20 protein-coding genes are annotated in these 25,112 nt (G+C 73.0%); 15 read left to right on the top strand and 5 right to left on the bottom strand.

What is annotated here, in order from left to right; genetic code table 11:
- The first annotated feature begins 182 nt into the window (after window positions 1-182).
- The 11 genes from cysK (at window position 183) to Cph01nite_RS00580 (ending at window position 13,032) form a co-directional block, all read left to right on the top strand.
- On the top strand, window positions 183-1,118 hold the full coding sequence (gene cysK / locus Cph01nite_RS00630) for a cysteine synthase A (RefSeq protein ID WP_203670424.1): 936 nt from the start codon (window positions 183-185) through the stop codon (window positions 1,116-1,118).
- Window positions 1,119-1,212: 94 nt separating this feature from the next.
- A complete protein-coding gene (gene epsC / locus Cph01nite_RS00625; protein WP_203670423.1) occupies window positions 1,213-1,797 on the top strand; it encodes a serine O-acetyltransferase EpsC in 585 nt (194 codons plus the stop codon).
- 15 nt (window positions 1,798-1,812) lie between these two features.
- Entirely contained in the window at window positions 1,813-2,808 is a 996-nt protein-coding gene (locus Cph01nite_RS00620) for a DUF1648 domain-containing protein (RefSeq protein WP_203670422.1), read from the top strand.
- Window positions 2,809-2,861: 53 nt separating this feature from the next.
- Window positions 2,862-3,959 (top strand): LLM class F420-dependent oxidoreductase, encoded by a 1,098-nt coding sequence (locus Cph01nite_RS00615; protein ID WP_203670421.1) that lies wholly within the window; start codon window positions 2,862-2,864, stop codon window positions 3,957-3,959.
- Between the two features lie 65 nt (window positions 3,960-4,024).
- Window positions 4,025-5,926 carry an acyltransferase family protein gene (locus Cph01nite_RS00610; RefSeq protein ID WP_203670420.1) on the top strand — a complete coding sequence of 634 codons (1,902 nt, stop codon included), beginning with the start codon at window positions 4,025-4,027 and terminating at the stop codon, window positions 5,924-5,926.
- Between the two features lie 304 nt (window positions 5,927-6,230).
- Window positions 6,231-7,067, top strand: coding sequence for an ABC transporter ATP-binding protein (locus Cph01nite_RS00605; RefSeq protein ID WP_203670419.1), 837 nt, complete (start codon window positions 6,231-6,233; stop codon window positions 7,065-7,067).
- A gap of 79 nt (window positions 7,068-7,146) precedes the next feature.
- Complete coding sequence (locus tag Cph01nite_RS00600) at window positions 7,147-8,196, top strand: aliphatic sulfonate ABC transporter substrate-binding protein (RefSeq protein ID WP_203670418.1); 1,050 nt, start codon at window positions 7,147-7,149, stop codon at window positions 8,194-8,196.
- 73 nt (window positions 8,197-8,269) lie between these two features.
- The gene (locus Cph01nite_RS00595) at window positions 8,270-9,142 is read left to right on the top strand and encodes an ABC transporter permease (protein ID WP_203670417.1); all 873 of its coding nucleotides are present in this window, start codon (window positions 8,270-8,272) and stop codon (window positions 9,140-9,142) included.
- Window positions 9,139-11,181, top strand: a complete 2,043-nt coding sequence (gene acs / locus Cph01nite_RS00590; protein WP_203670416.1) for an acetate--CoA ligase — start codon at window positions 9,139-9,141, stop codon at window positions 11,179-11,181. The genes Cph01nite_RS00595 and acs overlap by 4 nt, the downstream gene beginning before the upstream one ends.
- A gap of 46 nt (window positions 11,182-11,227) precedes the next feature.
- A complete protein-coding gene (locus Cph01nite_RS00585) occupies window positions 11,228-12,550 on the top strand; it encodes an O-acetylhomoserine aminocarboxypropyltransferase/cysteine synthase family protein (RefSeq protein WP_203670415.1) in 1,323 nt (440 codons plus the stop codon).
- Entirely contained in the window at window positions 12,547-13,032 is a 486-nt protein-coding gene (locus Cph01nite_RS00580; RefSeq protein WP_203670414.1) for a CoA-binding protein, read from the top strand. Before Cph01nite_RS00585 ends, Cph01nite_RS00580 begins: the two co-directional genes overlap by 4 nt.
- A 57-nt stretch (window positions 13,033-13,089) precedes the next feature.
- Here Cph01nite_RS00580 and Cph01nite_RS00575 read toward each other — a convergent pair whose 3' ends face one another.
- Together Cph01nite_RS00575 and Cph01nite_RS00570 are read right to left on the bottom strand one after the other, a co-directional pair.
- Window positions 13,090-13,428 (bottom strand): MGMT family protein, encoded by a 339-nt coding sequence (locus Cph01nite_RS00575; RefSeq protein ID WP_275407374.1) that lies wholly within the window; start codon window positions 13,426-13,428, stop codon window positions 13,090-13,092.
- Window positions 13,429-13,430: 2 nt separating this feature from the next.
- Window positions 13,431-14,507: a PP2C family protein-serine/threonine phosphatase gene (locus tag Cph01nite_RS00570; protein WP_373307527.1), complete on the bottom strand. Its 1,077-nt coding sequence runs from the start codon at window positions 14,505-14,507 to the stop codon at window positions 13,431-13,433.
- A 233-nt stretch (window positions 14,508-14,740) separates the two neighbouring features.
- On the opposite strand from Cph01nite_RS00570, the gene Cph01nite_RS00565 reads away from it, so the two are divergent.
- A complete protein-coding gene (locus Cph01nite_RS00565) occupies window positions 14,741-15,985 on the top strand; it encodes a GNAT family N-acetyltransferase (RefSeq protein ID WP_203670412.1) in 1,245 nt (414 codons plus the stop codon).
- Between the two features lie 62 nt (window positions 15,986-16,047).
- Here the strand turns inward: Cph01nite_RS00565 and Cph01nite_RS00560 are convergent, their stop codons facing one another.
- Window positions 16,048-16,500, bottom strand: a complete 453-nt coding sequence (locus tag Cph01nite_RS00560; RefSeq protein ID WP_203670411.1) for a ribose-5-phosphate isomerase — start codon at window positions 16,498-16,500, stop codon at window positions 16,048-16,050.
- Between the two features lie 84 nt (window positions 16,501-16,584).
- Here Cph01nite_RS00560 and Cph01nite_RS00555 point away from each other — a divergent pair, with 84 nt between their 5' ends.
- Complete coding sequence (locus Cph01nite_RS00555) at window positions 16,585-18,579, top strand: M13 family metallopeptidase (RefSeq protein ID WP_203670410.1); 1,995 nt, start codon at window positions 16,585-16,587, stop codon at window positions 18,577-18,579.
- A gap of 109 nt (window positions 18,580-18,688) precedes the next feature.
- Entirely contained in the window at window positions 18,689-20,992 is a 2,304-nt protein-coding gene (locus Cph01nite_RS00550) for an NACHT domain-containing protein (protein WP_203670409.1), read from the top strand.
- Window positions 20,993-21,100: 108 nt separating this feature from the next.
- Here the strand turns inward: Cph01nite_RS00550 and Cph01nite_RS00545 are convergent, their stop codons facing one another.
- Window positions 21,101-21,598, bottom strand: coding sequence for a hypothetical protein (locus Cph01nite_RS00545; protein WP_203670408.1), 498 nt, complete (start codon window positions 21,596-21,598; stop codon window positions 21,101-21,103).
- 35 nt (window positions 21,599-21,633) lie between these two features.
- Window positions 21,634-22,254: a mycothiol-dependent nitroreductase Rv2466c family protein gene (locus tag Cph01nite_RS00540; RefSeq protein ID WP_203670407.1), complete on the bottom strand. Its 621-nt coding sequence runs from the start codon at window positions 22,252-22,254 to the stop codon at window positions 21,634-21,636.
- Window positions 22,255-22,487: 233 nt separating this feature from the next.
- Here Cph01nite_RS00540 and pepN point away from each other — a divergent pair, with 233 nt between their 5' ends.
- A complete protein-coding gene (pepN, locus tag Cph01nite_RS00535) occupies window positions 22,488-25,094 on the top strand; it encodes an aminopeptidase N (protein ID WP_203670406.1) in 2,607 nt (868 codons plus the stop codon).
- Window positions 25,095-25,112: the final 18 nt, after the last annotated feature.

The raw sequence follows: 25,112 nt of genomic DNA, 5'->3' as shown, positions 1-25,112 counted from the left end.
AGAGCGCTGGCCGCTGCCGCACGTCTGACGTGCCGCGCACCTTCGGGTGCACCCCGCCCAGCGCTCGCCCCGGAGGACCCGCCGCCGCGCGCCTCCCCGGCTCCACCCGCGTCGCACCGGCGCACCCTCGCAGATCCCCCGCCCTGCCGGCCCACGGGCACGGCACCGACCGAAGAGGAACCATGGCCCGCATCTACGACGACGCCACCGCGCTCATCGGCAACACCCCGCTCGTCCGCATCAACAAGATCACCGACGGCGCGCCTGCCCAGGTCGTCGGCAAGCTGGAGTTCTACAACCCGGCCAGCTCGGTCAAGGACCGCATCGGCGTCGCGATCATCGACGCGGCCGAGAAGTCCGGCGACCTGGTGCCCGGGGGCACGATCGTCGAGGCCACCAGCGGCAACACCGGCATCGCGCTGGCGTTCGTCGGCGCGGCGCGCGGCTACAAGGTCGTGCTGACGATGCCGGAGACCATGTCCAAGGAGCGGCGTGCGCTGCTGCGGGCGTTCGGCGCCGAGCTGATCCTCACGCCGGGCTCCGAGGGCATGAAGGGCGCGGTCAACCGTGCCAACGAGATCGTCGGTGAGCGCCCGGGGGCGATCCTCGCCCGGCAGTTCGCCAACGACGCGAACCCCGAGATCCACCGCCGCACGACGGCCGAGGAGATCTGGGCCGACACGGACGGCGAGATCGACATCCTCGTCGCCGGCATCGGCACCGGCGGCACCATCACCGGGGTCGGCCAGGTGCTCAAGGAGCGCAAGCCCGGCGTCAAGATCGTCGCGGTCGAGCCCGCCGAGTCGCCGATCCTCAACGGCGGCGCGCCCGGCCCGCACAAGATCCAGGGCATCGGCGCCAACTTCGTCCCCGAGATCCTCGACACGAGCGTCTACGACGAGGTCATCGACGTGGACGCCGAGACCGCCGTGGCCGTCGCGCGGCGCGCGGCCCGCGAGGAGGGCCTGCTCGTCGGCATCTCCTCGGGTGCGGCGCTGCACGCGGCGACGCAGCTCGCCCACCGCCCCGAGAACGCGGGCAAGCTCATCGTGGTGATCATCCCGTCCTTCGGCGAGCGGTACCTCACGTCGGTGCTGTACGCCGACCTCCTCGACTGAGCGACCGGGCCCGGTCGTCGTCCTCGCCGACGACGGCCGGGCCCGATCCGTCCGCCCACCCGGCCGACGACCCACCCGTGACCCGGAGCCCGCCATGCGCCCCCTGCACCACTTCCTGCGCACGCTGCGCGACGACCTCGACGCGGCGCACCGGCACGACCCCGCGGCACGGACCCTGCTCGAGGTCGCCCTGGCCTACCCGGGGGTCCACGCGATCTGGGTGTACCGGCTCGCGCACCTCATGTGGGCGGTCCCGGTGCTGCGGCTGCCGGCACGCCTGGTCTCGCAGGTGGCGCGCGCCGCGACGGGCATCGAGATCCACCCGGGCGCACGGCTCGGCGAGCGCCTCTTCATCGACCACGGCATGGGTGTGGTCATCGGCGAGACCGCGGAGGTCGGGGACGACGTCGTCCTCTTCCACGGCGCGACCCTGGGCGGGCGCTCGATGAAGCGCGGCAAGCGGCACCCCACGCTGGGCGACCGGGTGGTGGTGGGCGCCGGGGCGAAGATCCTCGGGCCGGTGTGGCTCGGGCACGACGTGCAGGTCGGCGCGAACGCGGTCGTGATCACGGACGTCCCGGCGGGTGCGGTCGCCGTGGGCGTGCCGGCCAGGATCCGGCGCCGGGGCACCGAGATCCCGTTCGACGTCGAGGTCGACGACCCCGCCATCTACATCTGAGGACCGGACCCGAGGATGACCTCCCCCCGACCGGCACCGGCGCACCGGCGCGCCACCACGGTGACGACGCTCGTGGTGCCCCTCGTCGTGCTCGTGGCGACCGTGGCCGTCGCGGTGGCCTGGACGCCCCGCCTGCCCGACCCTCTGGCCGTGCACTGGTCGGCCTCGCAGGCCCCCGACGCCTTCGGCTCGCTGAAGGACGCCATCGCGGTCCCGTTGCTGTTCGTCCCGGTGTTCGCCCTCGGCATGTGGGCGCTGGCCGTGCGGCCGGGTCAGGACACCTCGACGCGACGCATGGCCGCGGGGCTCGCGACCGGCCTGGCGGTGCTCATGTCCGTCGTCGTGCTGGGGTCCCTCGTGGTGCAGCTCGACCTGCCCGACGCCGCCGACGCGCGCGGGATCGACCTGGTGCTCGTGGGGGCGTTCGCGGGCGGCATCCTCGCCGGCGTCCTCGTCGCGCTCGTCGTGCCGCGCGACGACCCGATGCCGACCGAGGCGCCGGTGGACCCCGCCGCGCCGCGCACGGCGCTCACCCCGGGCACGGAGGCGTCCTGGAGCAGGTCGGTGACCAGCCGGGCCGGCGCGTGGTTCGGCGGGTCCGTGGTGCTGCTGAACGTGGGGCTCGCCGCGGCGCTGCGGACGCCGGCGCTCCTGGTCCTCGCGGCCGGCCTCGGCGTGCTGCTCGCGTCGATGCTCGTGCTGCGCGTGCGCGTCGACGCCCGTGGCCTGGTCGCCCGCTCGGCCCTGGGGTGGCCCGCGATCCGCGTCCCGCTCGACGAGGTGCTCGCCGCCCGCGTCACGCAGGTCGACCCGTTCGGCGACTTCGGCGGGTGGGGCTACCGCATCGGCCGGGGCGGACGCGTCGGGTTCGTCATGCGCACGGGCGAGGGCATCGAGGTCGAGCGCACCGGCGGGCGCCTGCACGTCGTGACCGTCGACGACGCCGCGACGGGCGCCGCCCTGCTCAACTCCCTGGCGGACCGCGCGCGGGGTGGGGCTACCGCCCGGTAACGTCACCCCGGCGCCGTCGGGCGCACGTCGACGGCGACGACAGGGAGCAGCGCATGCGTCTCGGGTACCACACGGGCTACTGGTCGGCCGGTCCCCCGCCGGGGGCGGCGCAGGCCGTGCGCGCGGCCGACGACCTCGGGCTCGACTCCGTCTGGACCGCCGAGGCGTACGGGTCCGACGCGCTCACGCCGCTGGCCTGGTGGGGTGCGGGCACCCGGAGCGTGCGTCTGGGCACGGCGATCGCCCAGATCTCGGCGCGGACTCCCACAGCCGCGGCGATGGCGGCGATCACCCTCGACCACCTGTCCGGCGGACGGTTCGTCCTCGGCCTCGGCGCCTCCGGGCCGCAGGTCGTCGAGGGCTGGTACGGCCAGCCGTACCCGCGGCCGCTGGCCCGCACCCGGGAGTACGTCGACGTCGTGCGCCAGGTGATCGCGCGCGAGCGGCCCGTGACGTACGACGGCGCGTTCTACCGCCTGCCGCTGCCCGCCGACGAGGGGGCAGGGCTCGGCAAGGCGCTGCGCTCGACCGTGCACCCCCTGCGCACCGACCTGCCGATCCACCTGGCCGCCGAGGGGCCGCGCAACATCGCGATGACCGCGGAGATCGCCGACGGCTGGCTGCCGCTGTTCTACTCGCCCCGGATGGACGCGACGTACCGCGAGCTGCTCGCGGAGGGCTTCGCGCGCCGGGCGGCCACCCGCAGCCCCGTCGAGGGGTTCGAGGTCGTCGCGACCGTGCCCGTCGTGCTCGGCGACGACGTCGAGAGCGCCGCCGACGTCGTGCGGCCCTTCATCGCGCTGTACGCCGGGGGCATGGGTGCCAAGGGCGCGAACTTCCACCGTGACGTGCTCGACCGGCTCGGCTACGCCGAGGCGTGCGACGAGATCCAGGCGCACTACCTGGCCGGCGACCGGGCGCGCGCCGCCGCCGCCGTGCCCACCGAGCTCGTCCGTGACGTCGCGATGGTCGGCACCCCCGACGACGTGCGGGCGCAGCTGCCGGCATGGCGTGCCACCGCGGTGACGACCGTGCTCGCCCAGGCCGACCCCCGCACCCTGGCGCAGATCGCGGCCCTGTGGGGTGAGTCCGGTCACCCCGACGGACACGGCGAGCGACACGGCGACGGACCACCGGCCGACCCGGCCTAGCCTGGTCCGCGCGACGCACGGACCGGCAGCGTCGCGCAGGACCCGGAACGTCGCGAGAGGTCGCCGTGGCAGTCGTCGAGCAGGTGGCGGTGCAGACCGTCCGCCAGGCACCCGGGGCGACGGACCGCCCGGCCGCCCTGCCCCACCTGCGCGGCCTGGACGGGGTGCGCGCGCTCGCCGTCGTCGCCGTCCTGCTCTACCACCTGGGCGCACCCTGGGCGCGGGGCGGGTTCCTCGGCGTCGACGTCTTCTTCGTGCTGTCCGGCTACCTCGTCGCCTCCCTCGTGCTCGACGAGGTGGAGTCGACCGGGAGGTTCCGCACCCGGCGGTTCCTCGCCCGGCGCGTACGACGCCTGGTGCCCGCGCTGCTCGTCGTGCTGGCGGCCGCCGCCGCCGCCGCGCTCGTCGTGCGGGACGCGCTGCCGGCGGTGCGCGGCGACCTGCTCGCCGCCGTCACGTACACCTCGAACTGGTGGCAGGTCGCGGCGGAGCGCTCGTACTTCGAGCTCACGGGTCGCCCGCCGCTGCTGCAGCACCTGTGGACGCTCGCGGTCGAGGCGCAGTTCTACCTCGTCGTGCCGCTCGCCGCGGTGCTGGCGCTGCGCGCCGGTCGGGCGCGCCTGGGGCAGGTCGCGGCGGTGCTCGCGGTCGCCTCGACCGTCGCGATGGGCGTCGTCGCGACCCGCGGGGGCATGCCCGTGCCGTACGACGCCACCCGCGCCTACGTCGGCACCGACACCCACGCCATGGGCCTGCTGCTCGGCGTCGCGGCCGCGACCGTCTGGCAGCCGTGGCGCACGTGGCGCCGCGCCGGGTCATGGGTCGTCGAGCGCGGGGACCCCGTGCGTCGCTTCGAGGCCGGCGTGACCGACGTGCTGGGGGCCGCGGCGCTCGGGGGCGTCGTCGCCTGCGTGCTGCTGGTCGACGAGTTCGACGCCGGCCTGTACCGGGGCGGGTTCCTGGCGTTCGCCGTGCTGGCGGTGGTGCTCGTCGGCGCGGCGGCCGACCCGGCGGGGCTGCTGGGGCGCGCGCTGGCACGGCAGCCGCTGCGCTGGCTCGGCGAGCGGTCGTACGGGATCTACCTGTGGCACTGGCCGGTGCTGATGCTGACGCGCCCCGGCCAGGACCTCGCGCTGCCGGGGTGGGCGTCGGTCCTCGTGCGGGTGGGGGTGACGCTCGCGCTGGCCGAGGCGTCGTACCGGTGGGTCGAGGGCCCGGTGCGACGCGGGGCCCTGCGCCGCGTGGTGGCCCGGCTGCGCAGGCCCGGACCCGACCGCCCGAGGACCGCGCTGCGGTCGGCGGTGGCCGCGGTGGCGGTCGTGGCGGTGGTGGGCACGTTGGCCGTGGGCGTCGCACGGGCTCCGGGGGTCGCCGAGCGCCCGGCGGACGTCGCCGGGGCGGGTCCGACCGCGTCGCGGACCACCGCCCCGGGAGCCGCGCCCGTGCCGCAGCAGGACCGGGCGCCGGGCCCGACGACGCCCGCGCCCAGCCCGGTCGAGGTGGTCGGGACGGTGTCGGCGTTCGGCGACTCCGTGATGCTCGGCGCGGCGGCCGAGCTCGCGGCGCGCGGGGTCGCGGTCGACGCGGTCGTGTCCCGGCAGTTCGGCGAGATGGCCGACCTGGTCCTCGGGGCCGCGGCGGCCGGAGGGCTCGGGCACACGGTCGTGGTGCACGGCGGCACCAACGGGCCGGTCGCCGAGGACGACCTGCGCCGGCTGCTGGCCGGCACCTCCGGCCACCGGGTCTTCGTCGTCGACGTGCGCGTGCCGCGCCCCTGGGAGCAGTACGACAACGAGCTCTTCGCGCGGGTCGTCCCCGAGTACCCCCACGCACGGCTGCTCGGGTGGAAGTCGCTCGCGGACGCGCACCCCGACTGGCTGTACGACGACGGGATCCACCTGCGCGAGGGCGCCGGCCGCGAGGGCTACGCGGACTGGGTCGCCCAGCAGATCCAGCCCGCGGGCTGACCGGCGTTGCCGCGACGCGCGGCGTGCCGCTACAGTCTGTCTGAAACGTGGTCACCGAGTCTCACGAAGTGAGATGGACGGCCGATCGCGACGACACGACAGGAGGCCCGCGATGCCCGTCGCCCGCCGCGCTGTCCGCGTCCCCTCCCCCATGTGCCGCTGTTGCCCGTGCTGCTTGATGCAGCCCTGCACCGGCCCTCGCTGACCCTCAGCACGCCGACCCTCCCGGGTCGCCCCGCCGGTGCCCGCCCCCGTGGCCCGCCCGGCACGCCGGACGCCCACGCCTGACCCCCCGGACGTCCCCATGACCCAGAGCACCACGCTCGACCGCCGCGCCCACACGGTCACCCTCGACGCCGTGCGACGCACCTTCGCGACCCCCACCGGTCCCCGCACGGTGCTGCACGGCGTCGACCTCGAGCTGCGCGCCGGGGAGATCGTCGCGCTCGTCGGCCCGTCCGGCTGCGGCAAGTCGACCCTGCTGCGGCAGGTCAGCGGCTTGGACACCCCCGACGCGGGACGCATCCTGCTCGACGGCACCCCGGTGACCGGCGTCGACCGCCGCACCGCCGTCGCCTTCCAGGAGCCGCGGCTGCTGCCGTGGCGCACCCTGACCGCCAACGTCGCCCTCGGCCTGCCCCGCGGCACGGACCGCCAGGCGGGACGCGACCGCGTCGCCGAGCTCCTGCACCTCGTCGGCCTCGAGGAGTCCGCGGGCCTGCGCCCCCGCCAGGTGTCGGGCGGCATGGCGCAGCGCGCCTCCCTGGCCCGGGCCCTGGCCCGCAACCCCGGCGTGCTCCTGCTCGACGAGCCGTTCGGCGCGCTCGACGCACTCACCCGGCTGCGCATGCAGGACCTGCTGCTCGACGTGCACGCGGCCGAGCCGACGACCGTGCTGCTCGTGACGCACGACGTCGAGGAGGCGCTGTACCTCGCCGACCGCGTCCTGCTGCTGCGCAACCTCGCGCGCTGCCCGGAGGGCACACCGACCGTCGCCCGCGTCATCGACGTCCCCGGTGCACGGCCGCGCGACCGCGCCGACCACCAGCTCGCGGAGCTGCGCGCCGAGCTGCTCGAGGGGCTCGGGGTCGCGACGCACCACGTCCCGGCGCTCGACCCGGACCTGCACCACTCCATCTGACCACCCCCTCCCCGGCGCACACCCGCGCCCGCACCCACCCCGGGCCGCAGGCCCCGTTCCCCTGAGATGAGAACCGACGATGACGATCCGCACCGCCGTGTCCGCCACCGCGCTGGCCCTCGTGACCGCCCTGGCGCTGACCGGCTGCGCCGCCGGTGAGGACGCCCCGCCCGCCGCGGCCGACCCCTCGGCCGCCGCCGACGGCGAGGTCACGTGGAGCGCCGACACCCTCGAGCTCGACTTCGCGACCTACAACCCGCTGAGCCTGGTCATCAAGGACCAGGGGTGGCTCGAGGAGACCCTCGGCGACGACGTCGCCGTCACCTGGGTGCAGTCGGCGGGCTCCAACAAGGCCAACGAGGCGCTGCGCGCCGGCGCGATCGACGTGGGCTCCACGGCGGGCTCCGCCGCGCTGCTCGCCCGTGCCAACGGGTCCCCGATCCGCACGATCGGCATCTACTCCCAGCCCGAGTGGGCCGCGATCGTCGTGCCCTCCGGGTCGGACATCACCTCGGTGGCCGACCTCGCCGGGAAGTCCGTCGCCGCGACCAAGGGCACCGACCCGTACTTCTTCCTCCTGCAGTCGCTCGAGGAGGCCGGCGTCCCGCTCACGGACGTCGAGGTCCAGAACCTGCAGCACGCCGACGGCCGCACGGCCCTCGAGCAGGGGTCGGTGGCCGCGTGGTCGGGTCTCGACCCGATCATGGCCGCGGGCGAGGCCGAGTCCGGCCTCGAGCTGGTCTACCGCAACATCGACTTCAACACGTACGGGTTCCTCAACGCCACCGAGGACTTCCTCGAGCAGAGCCCCGACCTGGCGCAGGTCGTCGTCGACGCGTACGAGAAGGCACGCGCGTGGGCGCAGGAGAACCCCGAGGAGGTCGTCGCGATCCTCGCCGAGGTCGCCGGCATCGACGCCGCCGTGGCGGAGAAGGTCATCGTCGAGCGCACCAACCTCGGCGTCGACCCGGTCCCCGGCGACGCGCAGCGCGAGGTCCTCGAGGTCGTCGGCCCGATCTTCGTCGAGTCCGGTGACGTGACGGACCAGGCGGCGATCGACAAGGCGCTGGCCGAGCTGTTCGAGCCGACGTTCGCCGAGCAGGCCGACGCCGCGAACGTCGCGGACTGATCACCCGGTGCCCCGCCGCCCCCGTGGCGGGGCACCGACCCGCCCCCCTCCCCCGCCCCCAGGAGAGACCGCCATGGCCGACGTCCTCGGCACCCCCGGCACCGGTCCCGTGACCGACGCCGACGGCCGCCCGCTGCGTGCGCTGAACCCGCACGACGCCGGCCCGGCCCGGCCCCCGTCGTCGTCGTTCTGGGCACGCCGCAGCACGCGCGTGATCGGCGGTGCGCTGCTGCCGCTGCTGCTGCTCGGCGCCTGGCACCTCGTCACGACCGGCGGCCTGGTGCCGCCGTACCAGCTGCCCACCCCGGCCTCCGTCTGGGAGGCCGGCGTCGACCTGCAGCAGCGCGGCGTGCTGGTCCCGTACATCGCGATCTCGGTGCAGCGGGTCCTGCTCGGGTTCGCGACCGGTGCGGCGATCGCCCTCGTGGTCGCCGCCGTGGTCGGCCTGTCGCGCGCCGGCGACGTCCTGCTGGCCCCCACGCTCGCCGCCGTGCGCGCCGTGCCGTCGCTCGCCTGGGTGCCGCTGCTCATCCTGTGGATGAAGATCGGCGAGGACTCCAAGATCACGCTCGTCGCGATCGGCGCGTTCTTCCCCGTCTACACGACGGTCGCCGCCGCGCTGCGGCACGTCGACCCGCACCTGGTCGAGGCGGGGCGCGCCTTCGGCCTGCGCGGCGCGCGGCTGTTCCAGTCCGTGCAGCTGCCGGCCGTGCTGCCCACCGTCATGTCGGGCCTGCGGCTGGGGCTCGCGCAGGCGTGGCTCTTCCTCGTGGCCGCCGAGCTCATCGCGTCGTCGATGGGTCTGGGGTTCCTGCTCACCGACTCGCAGAACAACGGCCGGGTCGACCGCATCCTGCTGGCGATCGTGCTGCTCGCGCTCATCGCCAAGCTCACCGACTCGGTCGTCGCCCTGGCCGAGAAGCAGCTGCTGCGGAGGTTCGCATGACCACGCTCGACACCCTGCAGTCCGAGACCCGCACCTACCCGGCACCGGCCGACCTCGCGGCGACGTCCAACGTCCGCCCGCAGGACTGGGCGCGGGCCGCCGCCGACCCCGTCGCGTTCTGGGAGGAGGCCGCGCGGCGCCTGGAGTGGGACACGCCGTGGCACACCGCGCACACGTGGTCCCCGCCGGCGCCCGTCGCCGACGGCGAGCCGGACGAGCTCACCGTCCCCGCGGCGCAGTGGTTCGTCGGCGGGCGGCTCAACGTGGCCGTGAACTGCGTCGACCGGCACGTCGCGGCCGGCCGCGGCGACAAGGTCGCGCTGCACGTCGAGGGCGAGCGCGGGGACCGCCGCTCGATCACCTACGCCCAGCTGCAGCGCGAGGTCGCGCAGGCCGCGCACGCGCTCACCGCGCTCGGGGTGGGCCCCGGCGACCGCGTCGTGGTGTACCTGCCGGTGATCGCCGAGACCGTCGTCGTGACGCTCGCGATCGCCCGCATCGGTGCCGTGCACTCGCTGGTGTTCGGCGGGTTCTCGGCCGAGGCCGTCCGGTTCCGTGTGCAGGACACCGAGGCGAAGGTGCTGGTCACCAGCGACGGGCAGTTCCGCCGCGGGCAGGCCGTCGAGGTCAAGTCCGCGGCGGACGAGGCGGTCGCCGGGCTCGAGCACGTCGAGCACGTCCTCGTCGTGCGCCGCACCGGCCAGGACGTCGCGTGGACGCCCGGGCGGGACGTCTGGTGGCACGACGTGGTCGACACCCAGCCCGACGTGCACGAGGCGCAGGCGTTCGACGCCGAGCACCCGCTGTTCGTCATCTACACCTCCGGCACCACGGGCAAGCCCAAGGGCCTGGTCCACACCTCCGGCGGGTACCTCACGCACGCCGCGTGGTCGCACTGGGCCGTGTTCGACGTCAAGGACGACGACGTCCACTGGTGCACCGCCGACCTGGCGTGGGTCACGGCCCACACCTACGAGATCTACGGGCCGCTCGCCAACGGCCTCACGCAGGTCATCTACGAGGGCACGCCGGACACCCCGCACCGCGAGCGCCACCTCGAGGTCATCGAGCGCTACGGCGTCACGACGTACTACACGGCGCCCACGCTCATCCGGACGTTCATGACCTGGTTCGGCGACGCGCTGCCCGGCGGGCACGACCTGTCGAGCATCCGGCTGCTGGGCACGGTCGGCGAGGCCATCAACCCCGAGGCGTGGGTGTGGTTCCGCCGCACGTTCGGGCGCGACGAGGTACCCGTCGTGGACACGTGGTGGCAGTCCGAGACCGGGGCGGCGATGATCGCACCCGTCCCCGGCGTCACGACCCTCAAGCCCGGCTCGGCGACTCGTCCGCTGCCCGGGATCGCCGCGAAGGTCGTCGGCGACGACGGGGTCGAGGTGCAGCCCGGCCAGGGCGGGTTCCTCGTCGTCGAGCGCCCGTGGCCGGGCATGGCGCGCACGGTGTGGCGTGACCCCCAGCGGTACCTCGACGCGTACTGGCGCCGGTTCGCCGGGCACGGCCCGGCCGGGGGGTACTTCCTCGCCGGCGACGGTGCGTCGTACGACGAGGACCGGGACATCTGGCTGCTCGGGCGCATCGACGACGTCATCAACGTGTCCGGGCACCGGCTGTCGACCATCGAGGTCGAGTCGGCGCTCGTCGCGCACCCCGCGGTCGGCGAGGCCGGTGTCGCGGGGGTCGCCGACCCGGTGACCGGGCAGGCCATCGCGGCGTTCGTCGTGCCGAGCACCGCACCCGGACCTGTCGAGGACGTCGAGGCGTGGCTGGCCGCGACCCACGCCCTGCGCGACGAGCTGCGCGCGCACGTCACCCGCGAGATCGGCCCCGTCGCCCGCCCGCGCCACGTGCTGGTCGTCCCCGAGGTCCCCAAGACGCGGTCGGGCAAGATCATGCGCAGGCTGCTCGCGCAGCTCGTCGAGGGCACCACGCTCGGTGACACGACGTCCCTGCAGAACCCGTGGGCGGTCGAGCAGGTGGGCGTCCTGGTCGCCGCGGGCCTGCCGCGGCCGACCTCCTGACCGTCACACCCCTCCCCCGACCGACCGAGTCCCCGACAGGAGCACCGTGAGCGAGCACCGCTTCGGCTTCCGCACCCGTGCGCTGCACGCCGGTGGCATCCCCGACGCCACCACGGGCGCACGTGCCGTGCCGATCTACCAGACGACGTCGTTCGTCTTCGACGACACCGCCGACGCCGCCAACCTCTTCGCGCTGCAGAAGTACGGCAACATCTACTCGCGCATCGGCAACCCGACGGTCGCTGCGTTCGAGGAGCGTCTCGCGTCCCTCGAGGGCGGCATCGGCGCGGTCGCCACGGCGTCGGGCATGAGCGCGGAGTTCCTCGTGTTCGCCGCGCTGGCCGGCGCGGGCGACCACCTGGTGGCCTCGGCGCAGCTGTACGGCGGCACGGTCACGCAGCTCGACGTCACGCTGCGGCGCTTCGGCGTCGAGACGACGTTCGTGCCCGGGACCGACCCCGCCGACTACGCGGCGGCGATCCGCCCCGAGACCAAGGCCGTCTACACCGAGGTGATCGCGAACCCGTCGGGCGAGATCGCCGACCTGGCCGGGCTGGCCGAGGTCGCGCACGCCGCCGGCGTGCCGCTCGTCGTCGACTCCACCCTCTCGACGCCGTACCTGGTGCGGCCCATCGAGCACGGCGCGGACATCGTGATCCACTCCGCGACCAAGTTCCTGGGCGGGCACGGCACGACCCTCGGCGGCGTGGTCGTCGAGTCCGGCCGGTTCGACTGGGGCAACGGCCGCTTCCCGACGATGACCGAGCCGGTCGCGTCGTACGGCGGGGTGCGCTGGTGGGAGAACTTCGGCGAGTACGGGTTCCTCACCAAGCTGCGCTCCGAGCAGCTGCGCGACATCGGGCCCGCGCTGTCCCCGATGTCGGCGTTCCAGCTGCTGCAGGGCGTCGAGACGCTCCCCCAGCGGCTCGACGCGCACCTGGCGAACGCGCGCGAGGTCGCGACGTGGCTCGAGTCCGACCCCCGCATCGCCTCGGTGCTCTGGGCGGGCCTGGAGTCGCACCCGCACCACGAGCGCGCGCAGCGGTACCTGCCGCTGGGTCCGGGGTCGGTGTTCGCGTTCCGGCTCGCCGACGCGCCGGGGCTGACCGGCCGGGAGATCGGCCGCCGCTTCATCGAGGCCCTGCAGCTCGCGAGCCACCTCGCCAACGTCGGGGACGCCCGCACGCTGGTCATCCACCCCGCCTCGACGACGCACCAGCAGCTCTCGGCCGAGCAGCTGCAGGCTGCCGGCGTCCCCGAGGACCTGGTGCGCCTCAGCGTCGGCATCGAGGACGCCGTGGACATCCTGTGGGACCTCGACCAGGCGCTCACCACTGCGACCGGCACGACCCGCGAGGAGGCACGATGAGCGCCCGCACCTGGCTCGGCCCGAGCGCACCGGAGCGGCTGGCGATCCTGCGCGCGACACGCTCGATCGCGATCGTCGGCGCGTCGACCAACCCCGCGCGCGCGTCGTACTTCGTCGCGACGTACCTGCTGTCGAGCTCCCCGTACGACGTGTACTTCGTCAACCCGCGCGCCGACGAGATCCTCGGCCGGCCGGTCTACCCCTCGCTCGACGCGCTGCCCGTCGTCCCGGACCTGGTCGACGTCTTCCGCCGCCACGACGACCTGCCGACCGTCCTCGACGAGACGCTCGCGGTCGGGGCGAGGACCCTGTGGCTGCAGCTCGGCTCGTGGCACGAGGACGTCGCCCGCCGCGGAGAGGAGGCCGAGCTGGACGTCGTCATGGACCGGTGCGTGAAGATCGAGCACGCGCGGTTCCACGGCGGCCTGCACCTGGCCGGGTTCGACACGGGCGTGATCTCCTCGCGGCGCGCGCTGGGCTGACGGCCCGACCCCACGAGCCGACGTGCGGGTCACCCGGGGGCGGGTGGCCCGCACGTCTCACTGCTCCGGGAACCACACCGCCGCGCGGACGCGCACCCGCCCGCCGTCGGGGGTCAGCGGCGCGCCCTCCGCCCGCAGGTCGGTCAGCGCACGCGTGCGGTGCTGCGCGGGCGGGTTGCCGGCCGCGTCGACCACCCGCCACCACGGCACGTCCCCACCGGCGGCCATGGCCCGTCCCACCTGGCGCGGCCCGCCCTGCGGCGCACGTCCCGCGGCCCGGGCGCGGTCCGCCAGGACCTCGGCGATCAGCCCGTACGTCATCACCCGCCCGGGCGGGATCTGCCCGACCAGGTCGTGCACCTGCTCGACGTAGGCGTCGTCCGCCGCGGTCGCCACGCTCAGCGTCGCCGCAGGACCACGACGCCGCGGTCGTCGTCGTCCGCCGCGCGCACGCCCGCCAGCACCTCGCGCGCGCTCCCGGCCCCGGCCGCCACGGCCACCTCGACGACGCCCAGCAACCGGTCGATGCCCTGGTCGACGTCGCGTCCCGGTGCGTCCACGAGCCCGTCGGTGTACAGCACGATCGCGTCCCCGTGGCCCAGCACCCCGCTGTCGACACCGGGCGGCACGTCCGGCAGCACGCCGAGTGCGACCCCGCCGACGGCTCCCAGCGCCTCCACCCGGCCGGACCCGGCGTGCAGCACCGCGGGCGGCGGGTGGCCCGCCGTCGCCACGCGGTACCGCCCGGTACGCAGGTCGACCGCCAGGTGCACGGCCGTCGCGAAGCCCTCGTCCCACACCTGCCCCAGCAGGTAGGAGTTCGCCGCGGGCAGGAACCGGTCCGCGGGCAGGGCGCCCAGCAGGCCGCCGAGCGCACCCTGCAGCTGCAGCGCACGCACCCCCGCGGCCTGTCCCTTGCCGGACACGTCGACCAGGACGATCTCGAGCAGGTCGTCGGACACCGCGGACACCAGGAAGTCGCCGGAGAACCCGGCACCGTGCGCCGAGCGGACCACCGCGTCGACCTGCCACCCCACCGGCAGGGTGGGCAGCCGACCGCCGACCGCGAGCCGGTCGCGCAGGTCGACGAGCATGAGCGCCCCGGGAGCACCCTGCAGGCCCAGCTGGTCGCGCTCGCGCCCGAACACCAGGACCGCGCCGCAGGCCAGGGCGACCACCGCCAGCGGGCCCGGTGTGGGGACCGTGGGGCGGATCGCGGCGCACACCACCGTGAGCGCCGCGACGAGGACGACGAGCGCGACCAGGTAGCGCCACCGCAGGACGAACGCCCCGACGAGCAGCAGCAGCACGAAACCCGTGAGGGCGAACCAGTCGGGCTGCCGCACCGCTCCGACGGCGTACAGGCCGACGAGCACGGCGAGCACGCCCGCGGCCCGCGGCTGCGGACCCACTGCCCAGCCCGCCAGCAGACGCCACGCCCACCCACCGCGCGGGCCGAACGGGGAGGTGCTCACCATCCGAGCGTAGGGCCGGCGGGCCTGCCCGACGCGCGACCCGCTCGCACCCACCCACCGACGCCTCCCCACCCCCCCGTGCTCGATCGCCCCCTCACCGCCAGAGGTCGATCCAGCCCCACCCCACCCCGTGCTCGATCGCCCCCTCACCGCCAGAGGTCGATCCAGCCCCACCCGAGTCCCGAGCGCAATGGGCGTGCGTCCTGGCGCCGCGCGGCAGCAGGATGTCGTGCATGAGCACCCTGCCCGACGGGTACCGCACCGTCGTCGTCCCGCCCGAACGCCGCGACGAGTTCCGTGAGGTCGACGACCTCGCGTTCGCCGTGACCCACGATCCCGAGGTCGAGAAGGTCATGCCGTTCCCCGTGCCCGACGGGCGCATGGTGGCGGTCGAGGGCCCCGACGGGCGCCTGGCTGCCGTCCACGGTTCGTACCAGCTCGACCTGCCGGTCCCCGGCGGCCAGGTGCCGTGCGGCGGGTTGACGTGGGTCGGCGTCCGTCCGGACCAGCGCCGCCGCGGGCTGCTCACCTCGATGGTCCGCACGCACGTCGAGCGCTGCCTCGAGCGCGGCGAGCCGGTGTCCGCGCTGTTCGCCGCCGAGCCCGCGATCTACGGGCGGTTCGGCTACGGCTCCGCGGCGGACGACGTCCGGCTCACCCTGCCGCGGCGGGCGGCGCTGCGGCCCGTGGCCGGCTCCGACGCGCTCACGGTGCACGTCGAGCGGCTCGAGGCGTCCTACGCCGACCTCGTCGAGGACCTGCACCGCCGCGCGGGGCGCCGACGTCCGGGGTGGATGCCCCGCACGACGCCCGAGCTGCGCGCGCGCCTCGTCGGCGACCCGCCGGCGTGGCGGCAGGGCTACGAGGCGGCGCTGCTGGTCACGGTGCGCGACGGCGACGACGTCCGCGCGATCGCGGCGTTCGCGCGCAAGGACGCCTGGGGGGAGGCCGGACCCGAGTACACGGCCAAGGTGCGCTGGGCGTCGGCGCTCGACGCACCGGCGGCGCACCGGCTGTGGTCCTTCCTGCTCGACCTGGACCTGACCACCAAGGTCGAGTCGCCGATGCTGGCGGTCGACGACCCGCTGCTGCACCTCCTGGTCGACCTGCGCCCGACGCGGCGACGCGTGAGCGACAACGTCTGGGTCCGGCTGCTCGACCTGCCGGCCGCCCTGACGGCACGGCGGACCGCCCGCGCGCTGGACGTCGTGCTCGACGTGACGGACACGCTGCTGCCCGCCAACGCCGGCACCTGGCGCCTGGTCGCGGACGACGACGGCGTGCTCGAGGTGTCACGGACCTCGGAGCCGGCCGACGTGCGCCTCGACGTGCGCGAGCTCGGCGCGCTCTACCTGGGTGGGCGCTCGGCGACCGCGTTCGGTGCCGCCGGGCTCGTGCAGGGTGAGGCGGCCGCCCTCGACCGGCTCACGACCGCGCTCGCATCGCCGCTCGCGCCGGTGTGCCCCTGGGTGTTCTGACCCCGGGCTCGACGACGGGGACGGTCCGGCCGCGCGGCGGCCGGGCCGTCGCCGTCTCAGCCTCAGGGGCGCGCGGCCTCGTACGCGGCGAGCTGGTCGATGCGGCGCTGGTGGCGCGGGTCGCCGCTGAAGGCCTCGGCGACGAACGCGTCGACCAGGGCCAGCGCCTCGGCCACCGAGTGCTGACGCGCCCCGATCGCGATGACGTTCGCGTCGTTGTGCTGGCGCCCGAGGCGCGCGGTCTCGACGTTCCACGCGAGCGCGGCGCGTACCCCGGTGACCTTGTTCGCCGCGATCTGCTCCCCGTTGCCGGAGCCGCCGATGACGACGCCCAGCGATCCGGGCTCGGCCACGACGGCCTGTCCCGCGGCGAAGCAGAACGACGGGTAGTCGTCCTGGGCGTCGTACTCGAAGGCCCCGTGGTCGACGACCTCGTGGTCGGCGGCCCGCAGGTGCTCCGCGAGCGCGACCTTGAGCTCGTACCCGGCGTGGTCGGCGGCGACGTGGATGCGCATGCGCACATCCTGCCGCAGTCCGCGACGCGGTCCGCAGCGCGGTCCGTCACCCGGATGTCCCCGCGAGTTCGTAGGCTGTCGCGCATGACGCGCAGCGGACTCCCCCTGGACGACCTCGACCCGGCCGTCCGGCCCCAGGACGACCTCGACGCCTACGTCAACGGACGGTGGGCGGCGAGCTACGTCATCCCACCGGACCGGTCGATGGACGGGCCCTTCCGCGCGCTGTACGACGAGGCCGAGCGCCAGGTCCTGGCGATCATCACCGACGCCGCGGCGGCCGCGACCGACGGGGACGCGCACGGCGTCGAGGCCAAGATCGGCGCACTGTACGCGAGCTTCATGGACGCCGACGCGGTCGCTGCGGCCGGTGTCGAGCCGCTGCGCGCGGACCTGGCGGCCGTGGACGCGGCGGCCTCGCTCGCCGACCTGACCGCGGCGCTGGGCGCGCTGCAGCGCTCCGGGGCCGCGTCGGTGGTCGACCTGTACGTCGACAACGACGCGAAGGCCCCCGACACCTACGTCGTGCACCTCGTGCAGGGCGGCCTGGGGCTGCCGGACGAGGCGTACTACCGCGAGGAGCAGCACGCCGGCGTCCGCGAGAAGTACCTGCCGCACGTGGCGCGGATGCTGCGGCTGGCCGCACCCGTCTCGGGCGTCGTCGCCGCGGGTGACGTCGACGACCTGGCGGCACGGGTCGTCGCGCTGGAGTCCCGGCTGGCAGCGCACCACTGGGACGTCGTCACGGACCGCGACGCGGAGCTGACCTACAACGCGATGACGCTCGAGGAGCTCGCCGAGTCCGCACCGGGGTTCGACTGGCGCGCGTGGGCCGTCGCGCTCGGGGCGCCGCAGGGCACGTTCGACCACCTCGTGGTGCGCGAACCACCCTTCGCGCACGGGCTCGCCGCGCTGTGGGGCGAGGTGCCGCTGGGCGACTGGCAGGCGTGGGCGACCTACCACGTGGTCACCGCACGGGCGCCGTACCTGACCGACGAGCTGGTCGAGGCGAACTTCGACTTCTACGGTCGGACGCTGTCGGGCGCGCCGCAGGTGCGCGAGCGGTGGAAGCGCGGCGTGTCCCTGGTCCAGGGGGCGCTCGGGGAGGCCGTCGGCAAGGTGTACGTCGAGCGGCACTTCCCGCCGTCGCACAAGGAGCGCATGGACACGCTCGTCGCCCACCTGGTGCAGGCGTACCGCGAGTCGATCACGACCCTGGAGTGGATGGGCGAGGAGACCCGCAAGCGGGCGCTGGACAAGCTCGAGAAGTTCACGCCGAAGATCGGGTACCCGGTGCGCTGGCGCGACTACACGGCGCTCGAGGTGCGGGCGGACGACCTGCTCGGCAACGTGCGCCGGTCGAGCGCGTTCGAGCTGGACCGTGAGCTGCGCAAGATCGGCCGGCCGATCGACCGCGACGAGTGGTTCATGACGCCGCAGACGGTCAACGCCTACTACAACCCGGGCATGAACGAGATCGTCTTCCCTGCGGCGATCCTGCAGCCGCCGTTCTTCGACGCCGAGGCCGACGACGCCGTGAACTACGGCGGTATCGGCGCGGTGATCGGCCACGAGATCGGGCACGGGTTCGACGACCAGGGGTCGAAGTACGACGGTGACGGGCGGCTCGTCGACTGGTGGACGGCCGAGGACCGGACCGAGTTCGAGCGCCGGACGGCCTCGCTCGTCGCGCAGTACTCGCAGTACTCGCCGCGCCAGCTCGGTGGCAGCCACAAGGTCAACGGCGAGCTGACGATCGGCGAGAACATCGGCGACCTGGGGGGCCTGGCCATCGCGGTCCGCGCCTACGAGATCGCGCTCGGCCACCCGCTCGACCAGACACCCGTGCTCGACGGGCACACCGGTCTGCAGCGCCTCTTCGTGGGGTGGGCGCACTCGTGGCGGACCAAGGGCCGTGACGAGGAGGTCATCCGGCGCCTCGCGGTGGACCCGCACTCCCCGGACGAGTTCCGGTGCAACGGCGTGGTGCGCAACATCGACGAGTTCTACACGGCGTGGGACGTGCAGCCGTCCGACGCGCTCTGGCTGGACCCGCAGGAGCGCGTGCGGATCTGGTGACGCCGCCGGGGGTCGCCGGGCCTTCAGTTCCACCCGGCCGACCAATACCCGGGATGCGCTGGTCGCAGGACGCTCTCGTCAGGGATCCGTTTCATCGCTAGGGTGAAGCATGCCTGGGCGGAGCAACGACGATTTCGAGCAAGATCGACTCTTCGAAGAAGAGGTCCTCCGAATTGCCCGGATGATCTATCCAGGGAGCCTCGGAGGGCCTACCAAGATCGACGGCTTGGAACGAGACGCCGTGCTTGTCGGACGCGAGGTCGTCGTTGCCATAGAGGCAACCCGTTCGCGAAAGATGGATAAAGCAGAAAAGGACGCGAAGAAGCTGTCTAGGTTGACAGAAAGATTGGCTCGCGAGCACCCGACAAAGGCCGTTCGAGGGTTCTTTATCACAGCAGAAGAGCCTGGTGCAGACCAGCGCGATGCGGTGCGACGTCACGGGGGCCCATTTGTCACACCACTGAGCATCAGGGCCCTGAGGAAAGAGCTTTTTGACGCGGCAGCATACATCGCTGCACGGAGTGACTACGCGTTCGGGAGCGCGCGAGACCCGAGAACAAATAGTTCGAACGTAAGCACGAAATATATAGGTCTTGATCTGCTGGAGCGTCCGTTGCTCACCGAGGCATGGGCGATACAGAGAATTAGCGACGCACTTTCCGATGGTCACACCCTCGCACTCACAGGCGATTATGGAATTGGCAAGTCCATGTCACTCCGAGAGGCATGGTTGACCTTAGGTACCAAATGGCAGAAAGACTCGACCAGCCGCATACCAATCCACCTAAATTTACGTGACCACCAGGGCCAGGACGACCCGTCTGAGGCACTGCATCGGCACGCGAAACGAATCGGCTTCGCAAACTCGGCAGATCTTGTTCGAGCTTGGAGGTCCGATCAGACGGTCCTGATCCTAGATGGATTCGACGAGATCACCTTCCCGGGTTGGACTGGAAATGCGAAGGGCCTCCCGGATGTACGACGGAGAAACGTTGCCCTCATTCGCAAGTTTTGCGAAGAGAGTCCCTTAGATACTGGAATTCTTGTTGCAGGTCGATCGCATTTCTTTGACACCGAGGCTGAGATGGCACGTTCGCTCGGCCTCTCGGCCGCCTACACCCACCTCAGTGCGAGCGACTTTTCCGATAAGCAGATTGCCGACTACCTGCGAACTAATGGTCTCGAGGGTGTTCTACCGTACTGGATACCGAGTCGTCCTCTTCTCGTAGGTTACCTAGCAAGCATGGGACTTCTCTCGGCTCAAGCCTCAGGGAACACGGAGAGCCCTGCAGCCGGATGGGATCTCCTTCTCTCGCGAATCTGCGAGAGGGAGGCGCAGATCGACGTCGGCCTAGACGGGCCTACTATCCGGCGAATAGTTGAGCGGCTCGCATCGCGGGCACGTCGAACAACCTCTGGACGAGGCCCACTTCGATTTGACGATCTGAGCGACGCGTTTCGTGAAGTTTGCGGCTACCAGCCGGATGAGGGCTCGCGTGTCATCCTCGACCGGCTTCCGGGCCTGGGCGTCTCGGAGTCTACCGACGATCAGTCGTCCAACCTTCCACGGGAGTTTGTCGATGAGGACCTCACCGACACGGCGCGCGCTGGCGACGTGTTTGAGTATGTGATATCTCCCAGAACGTCCAGTATTGCAGGAGAGGATCTTCGCGACTGGGATTTTCTCCTTGAGGATCTCGGAATTGAAGTCTTGCTGCATCGCATCGATCAGAGCGGAGTCGGACAGGCAGCCGTCTCCGCTTCTCTGGAGTTGGCCACCCGGCAGCATGCCAACTCGGGCCTCGTGGTCGAGCTCGTGCGTGCTGTACTCGCGACGGGATGTTCGGTGGGACGGGCGGCACCAGACATCGCTGACTTCGTGATACCGAGTATTCGAGTCTCGTCTCATGCGGACGCGGGCGCCACCGTTCTGAGAGATTGCATCGTGCAACGACTAGAGTTGGAAGAGGACTACTCTGCGTCGAGCGTCCCCTTGTTTACTCGGGTCCACTTTGAGACCGTCGATGGCGCGACAGCCTACACGGACCTTCCGGGAGGACGTTTCGAGAAGTGTTCCGTAGGTGAGTACGGCGACAGCGCCTCTACCACTTCAGCGATTCTTGAACTTCGCCTTCCCGACGAGACTCGCGTTTACTTGACTATTCTAAAAAAGGTGTACCTGCAGCGCGGCCGTGGACGTCGAGAAAGTGCTTTAGTCCGTGGCCTGCCAACGCAATTGCAGCAACTCGTTGGGCCCGCCTTGACGCACCTGCAGAGCGAAGGCCTCTTGATTCCCTCACGATCAGGTCGAGAAACGATATGGCTGCCGGCAAAGCGCTCTCAGCAGCGGGTCCGGCACATCCTGGCAGCGCCAATGTCAAGCAAAGACCCAGTGCTGGGACGCCGGAGATAACCTAGACGTCTGGCAGTCGCTGATCCGGGCTCCGATCCACAGGCCCGGTCGTTGCGGAGCCGGAGTGAGGCCGCGGCTTGCCGGTTCGAGAGCCGCGCCCGTGGCGCCTCAGGGCAGCGTGGTCCACTGCGCGCGGGCGAGCCGGAACCCGACACCGGCGTCGTCGAGGCACGTCACGCCGTCGGTCCCCGACGCGCAGGTGTACGCCCCGACGCTCTCGCGCGAGCCGTAGGCGAGCTCGGCGCCCTGCGGCACGGACGGCACGCCGTCGTCCTCGCACTCGAACCGGAAGCCGTCGTCGTCGAGGCGCACGACGTGCCCGGTCTCGGCCTCGCACCCGGTGACCTGCGGCGCTGCGTAGGTGAAGCTGCCGATCGTGCACAGGACGCCCTCGGCGCTCATCTCGCACGTGATGTTGCCGCTGGGCAGCGAGAACGCGACGGGATCCGTCCCGTCGCCGCCCCCGGCAGTCGCGGTCGCGGCGGGCGCGGACGGGGCGGGCGTCGACACCGGTCCCGCGTCCGCCCGCATCCGCGAGGGCAGCTGGGCCACGAGGACGACGAGGATCACCAGGAGCAGCACGTCGACGAGCACGAAGACCTGCATGCCCCTGCTCAGGCCCTGCAGGGGCCCCGCCCCGCTCACGCGTGCGGCAGGGCTGCGGTGTCGAACACCGGTCCCTGCGTCCGTGTGCGCTTGAGCTCGTAGAACCCCGGCACGCCCGTCACCAGCGCCAGCCCGTCGAACAGCCGACCGGCCGCGTCACCACGCGGTGCCGGCGTGATCACGGGACCGAAGAAGCCGACACCGTCGATCGCGACGACCGGCGTGCCGACCTCGTCACCCACCAGGTCCATCGCGCGGGCGTGCGAGGCGCGCAGCAGGTCGTCGACCTCCTGCCCGGCGGCCACGTCCGCGAGCGCGGCCGGCAGCCCGACCTCGGCCAGCGACTCCGCGACGATCGCGTCGGTGTCGGTGCGCCCGCCCGGGTGCCGTCGCGTGCCCATCGCGGTGTACAGCGGCTCGAGGACCTCGTCCCCGTGGTCGCGTGCCGCGGCGACCAGCACCCGCACCGGGCCCCACGCCCCGTCCATGAGGCGGCGGTAGTCGTCGTCGAGGTCGCGGCCCTCGTTGAGGACGGACAGGCTCATGACGTGCCACCGGACCTCGACGTCGCGGACGGCCTCGACCTCGAGCATCCAGCGGGACGTCATCCACGCCCACGGGCAGGCGGGGTCGAACCAGAAGTCGACGACGGGCACACCGGTCTCCTCTCGCTGTCAGGACGAGCCCGAGTGTGCCTGGTCCGACGCGGCCGCGCACATCTCCCCAGGTCCACGCGCCGCCGAGGACCCCCGTGGCATGATCGTGCGGTCGCGCACGTGCGACACGGCAGCGCCCCGCCACGGCCGACCCGACCCCCGGTCGTCGCCGACCGCCCGGGTGCCGCCACCGCCCACCGTGGCCACCGCCGCTGAACGATCGGAGAGCATCCGTGCCCGGAGAGAACCTCACCCGTGCCGAGGCGGCCGAGCGCGCCGCGCTCGTGCGCACCCACGCGTACGACGTCGAGCTCGACCTCAGCACCGGGCCCACGACGTTCGCGTCGCGCACCACGGTGCGGTTCTCGGCGACGGCCGGGTCGAGCACGTTCATCGACCTGATCGCGCCCACGGTGCACGAGGTGGTCCTCAACGGCCGGAGCCTGGACCCCGCGCAGGTGGTGGCAGACTCCCGGATCGAGCTGGCCGGGCTCGCGGACGAGAACGAGCTGACGGTCGTCGCGCAGTGCGCGTACATGAACACCGGTGAGGGCCTGCACCGGTTCGTCGACCCCGTCGACGACGAGGTGTACCTGTACAGCCAGTTCGAGGTCGCCGACTCCCGCCGGGTGTTCGCGGTCTTCGAGCAGCCGGACCTCAAGGCGACCTTCACGTTCACGGTGACCGCGCCCGCGCACTGGACCGTGGTCTCGAACTACCCGCAGCTCGGCATGCCGCAGCGCGTGGAGGGCGGGCGCAACCTCAACGGCGGCCGCGACGAGGGCACCGCGACCTGGCGCTTCGAGACGACCCCGCGCATCTCGTCGTACATCACCGCGGTCGTCGCGGGCCCGTACCACGGCGAGCACGGCGAGCTGACGAGCAGCGACGGGCGCACGATCCCGCTCGGGGTCTACTGCCGGTCGTCGCTCGCCCAGCACCTGGACACCGACAACATCCTCGACATCACCCGGGCGGGCTTCGCGTTCTACGAGGAGCGCTTCGGTCACCCGTACCCGTTCGCCAAGTACGACCAGCTGTTCGTGCCGGAGTTCAACGCGGGTGCGATGGAGAACGCCGGCGCGGTCACGTTCCTCGAGTCGTACGTGTTCCGTTCCAAGGTGCCCGACGCCACGGTCGAGCGGCGCGCGGTGACGATCCTGCACGAGCTGGCGCACATGTGGTTCGGCGACCTCGTGACGATGCGCTGGTGGGACGACCTGTGGCTCAACGAGTCGTTCGCCGAGTACGTCTCGACGCTCGCGACGGCCGAGGCCACGCCGTGGACCAGCGCGTGGACCACGTTCTCCTCGCTCGAGAAGTCCTGGGCCTACCGCCAGGACCAGCTGCCCTCGACGCACCCCATCGTGGCGGACATGCGCGACCTGGAGGACGTGGAGGTCAACTTCGACGGCATCACGTACGCCAAGGGCGCGTCGGTGCTCAAGCAGCTGGTCGCGTGGGTCGGCCAGGAGCAGTTCTTCGCGGGGGTGCGCGCCTACTTCGCGCGTCACGCCTGGGGCAACACCCAGCTGCACGACCTCCTGACCGAGCTGGAGACCACGAGCGGCCGCGACCTGTCCGCGTGGTCGGCCCTGTGGCTCGAGCAGGCGGGCGTCACCCTGCTGCGCCCGGACGTCGAGGTCGACGCGGACGACGTCGTCACGTCCTTCGCCGTCCTGCAGGAGGTCCCGGACGAGCACCCGGTGCAGCGCCCGCACCGGCTCGCGGTCGGCGGCTACGACCTGGTCGGGGACGGCGACGACGCGCGGCTGGTCCGCACGGTGCACGTCGAGCTCGACGTCGACGGCCCTCGCACCGAGGTCCCCGAGCTGGTCGGTGTGCGGCGCCCCGCGCTGCTGCTGGTGAACGACGACGACCTCGCGTACGCCAAGGTCCGCCTCGACCCCCGCTCGCTGGCGACGGCCGTGGCCCACCTCGACCGGTTCACCGACTCGCTGCCGCGGACGCTGGTCTGGAACGCGGCGTGGGACGCCACGCGGGACGGGGAGACACCCGGCCGCGACTTCGTGGACCTCGTCCTCGGCAACATCGCCCACGAGACCGACTCGTCCGTGATCCTGGTGCTGCTGCGCCAGCTCGCGACGACGCTGGACCTGTACGTGGCGCCCGAGCACCGCGAGGCCACCGTGACCGCGGCGGCCGACCGGCTGCTCGAGCTGGCGCAGGCGGCCACGGCCGGCTCCGACCAGCAGCTGCAGCTCGTCAAGGCGTTCGCGGCCCGGTCGCGCACCGCCGCCCAGCTCGACGCGGTCACCGAGCTCCTCGACGGCCGGCGCACCCTCGAGGGCCTGACGGTCGACACCGACCTGCGCTGGGAGCTGCTGACGGCGCTCGTCGCGGGCGGACGCGCCGGCGACGCCGACGTCGCGGCCCAGCAGGCCGCCGACCCGACGGCCACGGGGCAGCGCGCCGCGGCGGCCGCGCGTGCCGCCGTCCCGACGGCCGAGGCCAAGGAGCGCGCCTGGGCTGCCGTCGTCACGGGCGACGACCTGCCGAACGCGCTGCAGGCCGCGACGATCGGCGGGTTCACGCGCGTGCACGACACGACGCTGCTCGTGCCGTGGGTCGAGGCGTACTTCGCGGACCTCGAGCGGGTCTGGGCCGACAAGACGAACGAGATGGCGCAGAACGTGGTGCTCGGGCTCTACCCGACGCCCCTGGCGGACGACCCGCGCGTCGACGTCCTGGGGGCCACCGACGCCTGGCTCGCGTCGCACCCGGACGCACCCGCGGCGCTGCGCCGCCTCGTGGTGGAGTCCCGCGACGGCGTGCGCCGGGCGCTCGCCGCGCAGGAGGCCGACCGCCGCCGCGCCTGACGGGTCACGACGGCCGGG

This window comes from Cellulomonas phragmiteti, from assembly GCF_016862775.1.
GTDB classification, from domain to species: domain Bacteria; phylum Actinomycetota; class Actinomycetes; order Actinomycetales; family Cellulomonadaceae; genus Cellulomonas; species Cellulomonas phragmiteti.
The sequence above is the reverse complement of the archived record's forward strand: the minus strand, read 5'-3'. Positions and strand labels throughout refer to the sequence as shown.

What these genes read in the sequence shown, in the direction of transcription:
- epsC (WP_203670423.1), top strand. Translation starts at nt 1,213, where the DNA reads ATGCGCCCCCTGCACCACTTCCTGCGCACGCTGCGCGACGACCTCGAC.
- Cph01nite_RS00565 (WP_203670412.1), top strand. Translation starts at nt 14,741, where the DNA reads ATGAGCACCCTGCCCGACGGGTACCGCACCGTCGTCGTCCCGCCCGAA.
- Cph01nite_RS00550 (WP_203670409.1), top strand. Translation starts at nt 18,689, where the DNA reads ATGCCTGGGCGGAGCAACGACGATTTCGAGCAAGATCGACTCTTCGAA.
- Cph01nite_RS00555 (WP_203670410.1), top strand. Translation starts at nt 16,585, where the DNA reads ATGACGCGCAGCGGACTCCCCCTGGACGACCTCGACCCGGCCGTCCGG.
- Cph01nite_RS00545 (WP_203670408.1), bottom strand. Translation starts at nt 21,598, where the DNA reads ATGCAGGTCTTCGTGCTCGTCGACGTGCTGCTCCTGGTGATCCTCGTC.
- cysK (WP_203670424.1), top strand. Translation starts at nt 183, where the DNA reads ATGGCCCGCATCTACGACGACGCCACCGCGCTCATCGGCAACACCCCG.
- Cph01nite_RS00560 (WP_203670411.1), bottom strand. Translation starts at nt 16,500, where the DNA reads ATGCGCATCCACGTCGCCGCCGACCACGCCGGGTACGAGCTCAAGGTC.
- acs (WP_203670416.1), top strand. Translation starts at nt 9,139, where the DNA reads ATGACCACGCTCGACACCCTGCAGTCCGAGACCCGCACCTACCCGGCA.
- Cph01nite_RS00615 (WP_203670421.1), top strand. Translation starts at nt 2,862, where the DNA reads ATGCGTCTCGGGTACCACACGGGCTACTGGTCGGCCGGTCCCCCGCCG.
- Cph01nite_RS00620 (WP_203670422.1), top strand. Translation starts at nt 1,813, where the DNA reads ATGACCTCCCCCCGACCGGCACCGGCGCACCGGCGCGCCACCACGGTG.
- Cph01nite_RS00580 (WP_203670414.1), top strand. Translation starts at nt 12,547, where the DNA reads ATGAGCGCCCGCACCTGGCTCGGCCCGAGCGCACCGGAGCGGCTGGCG.
- Cph01nite_RS00595 (WP_203670417.1), top strand. Translation starts at nt 8,270, where the DNA reads ATGGCCGACGTCCTCGGCACCCCCGGCACCGGTCCCGTGACCGACGCC.
- Cph01nite_RS00605 (WP_203670419.1), top strand. Translation starts at nt 6,231, where the DNA reads ATGACCCAGAGCACCACGCTCGACCGCCGCGCCCACACGGTCACCCTC.
- Cph01nite_RS00600 (WP_203670418.1), top strand. Translation starts at nt 7,147, where the DNA reads ATGACGATCCGCACCGCCGTGTCCGCCACCGCGCTGGCCCTCGTGACC.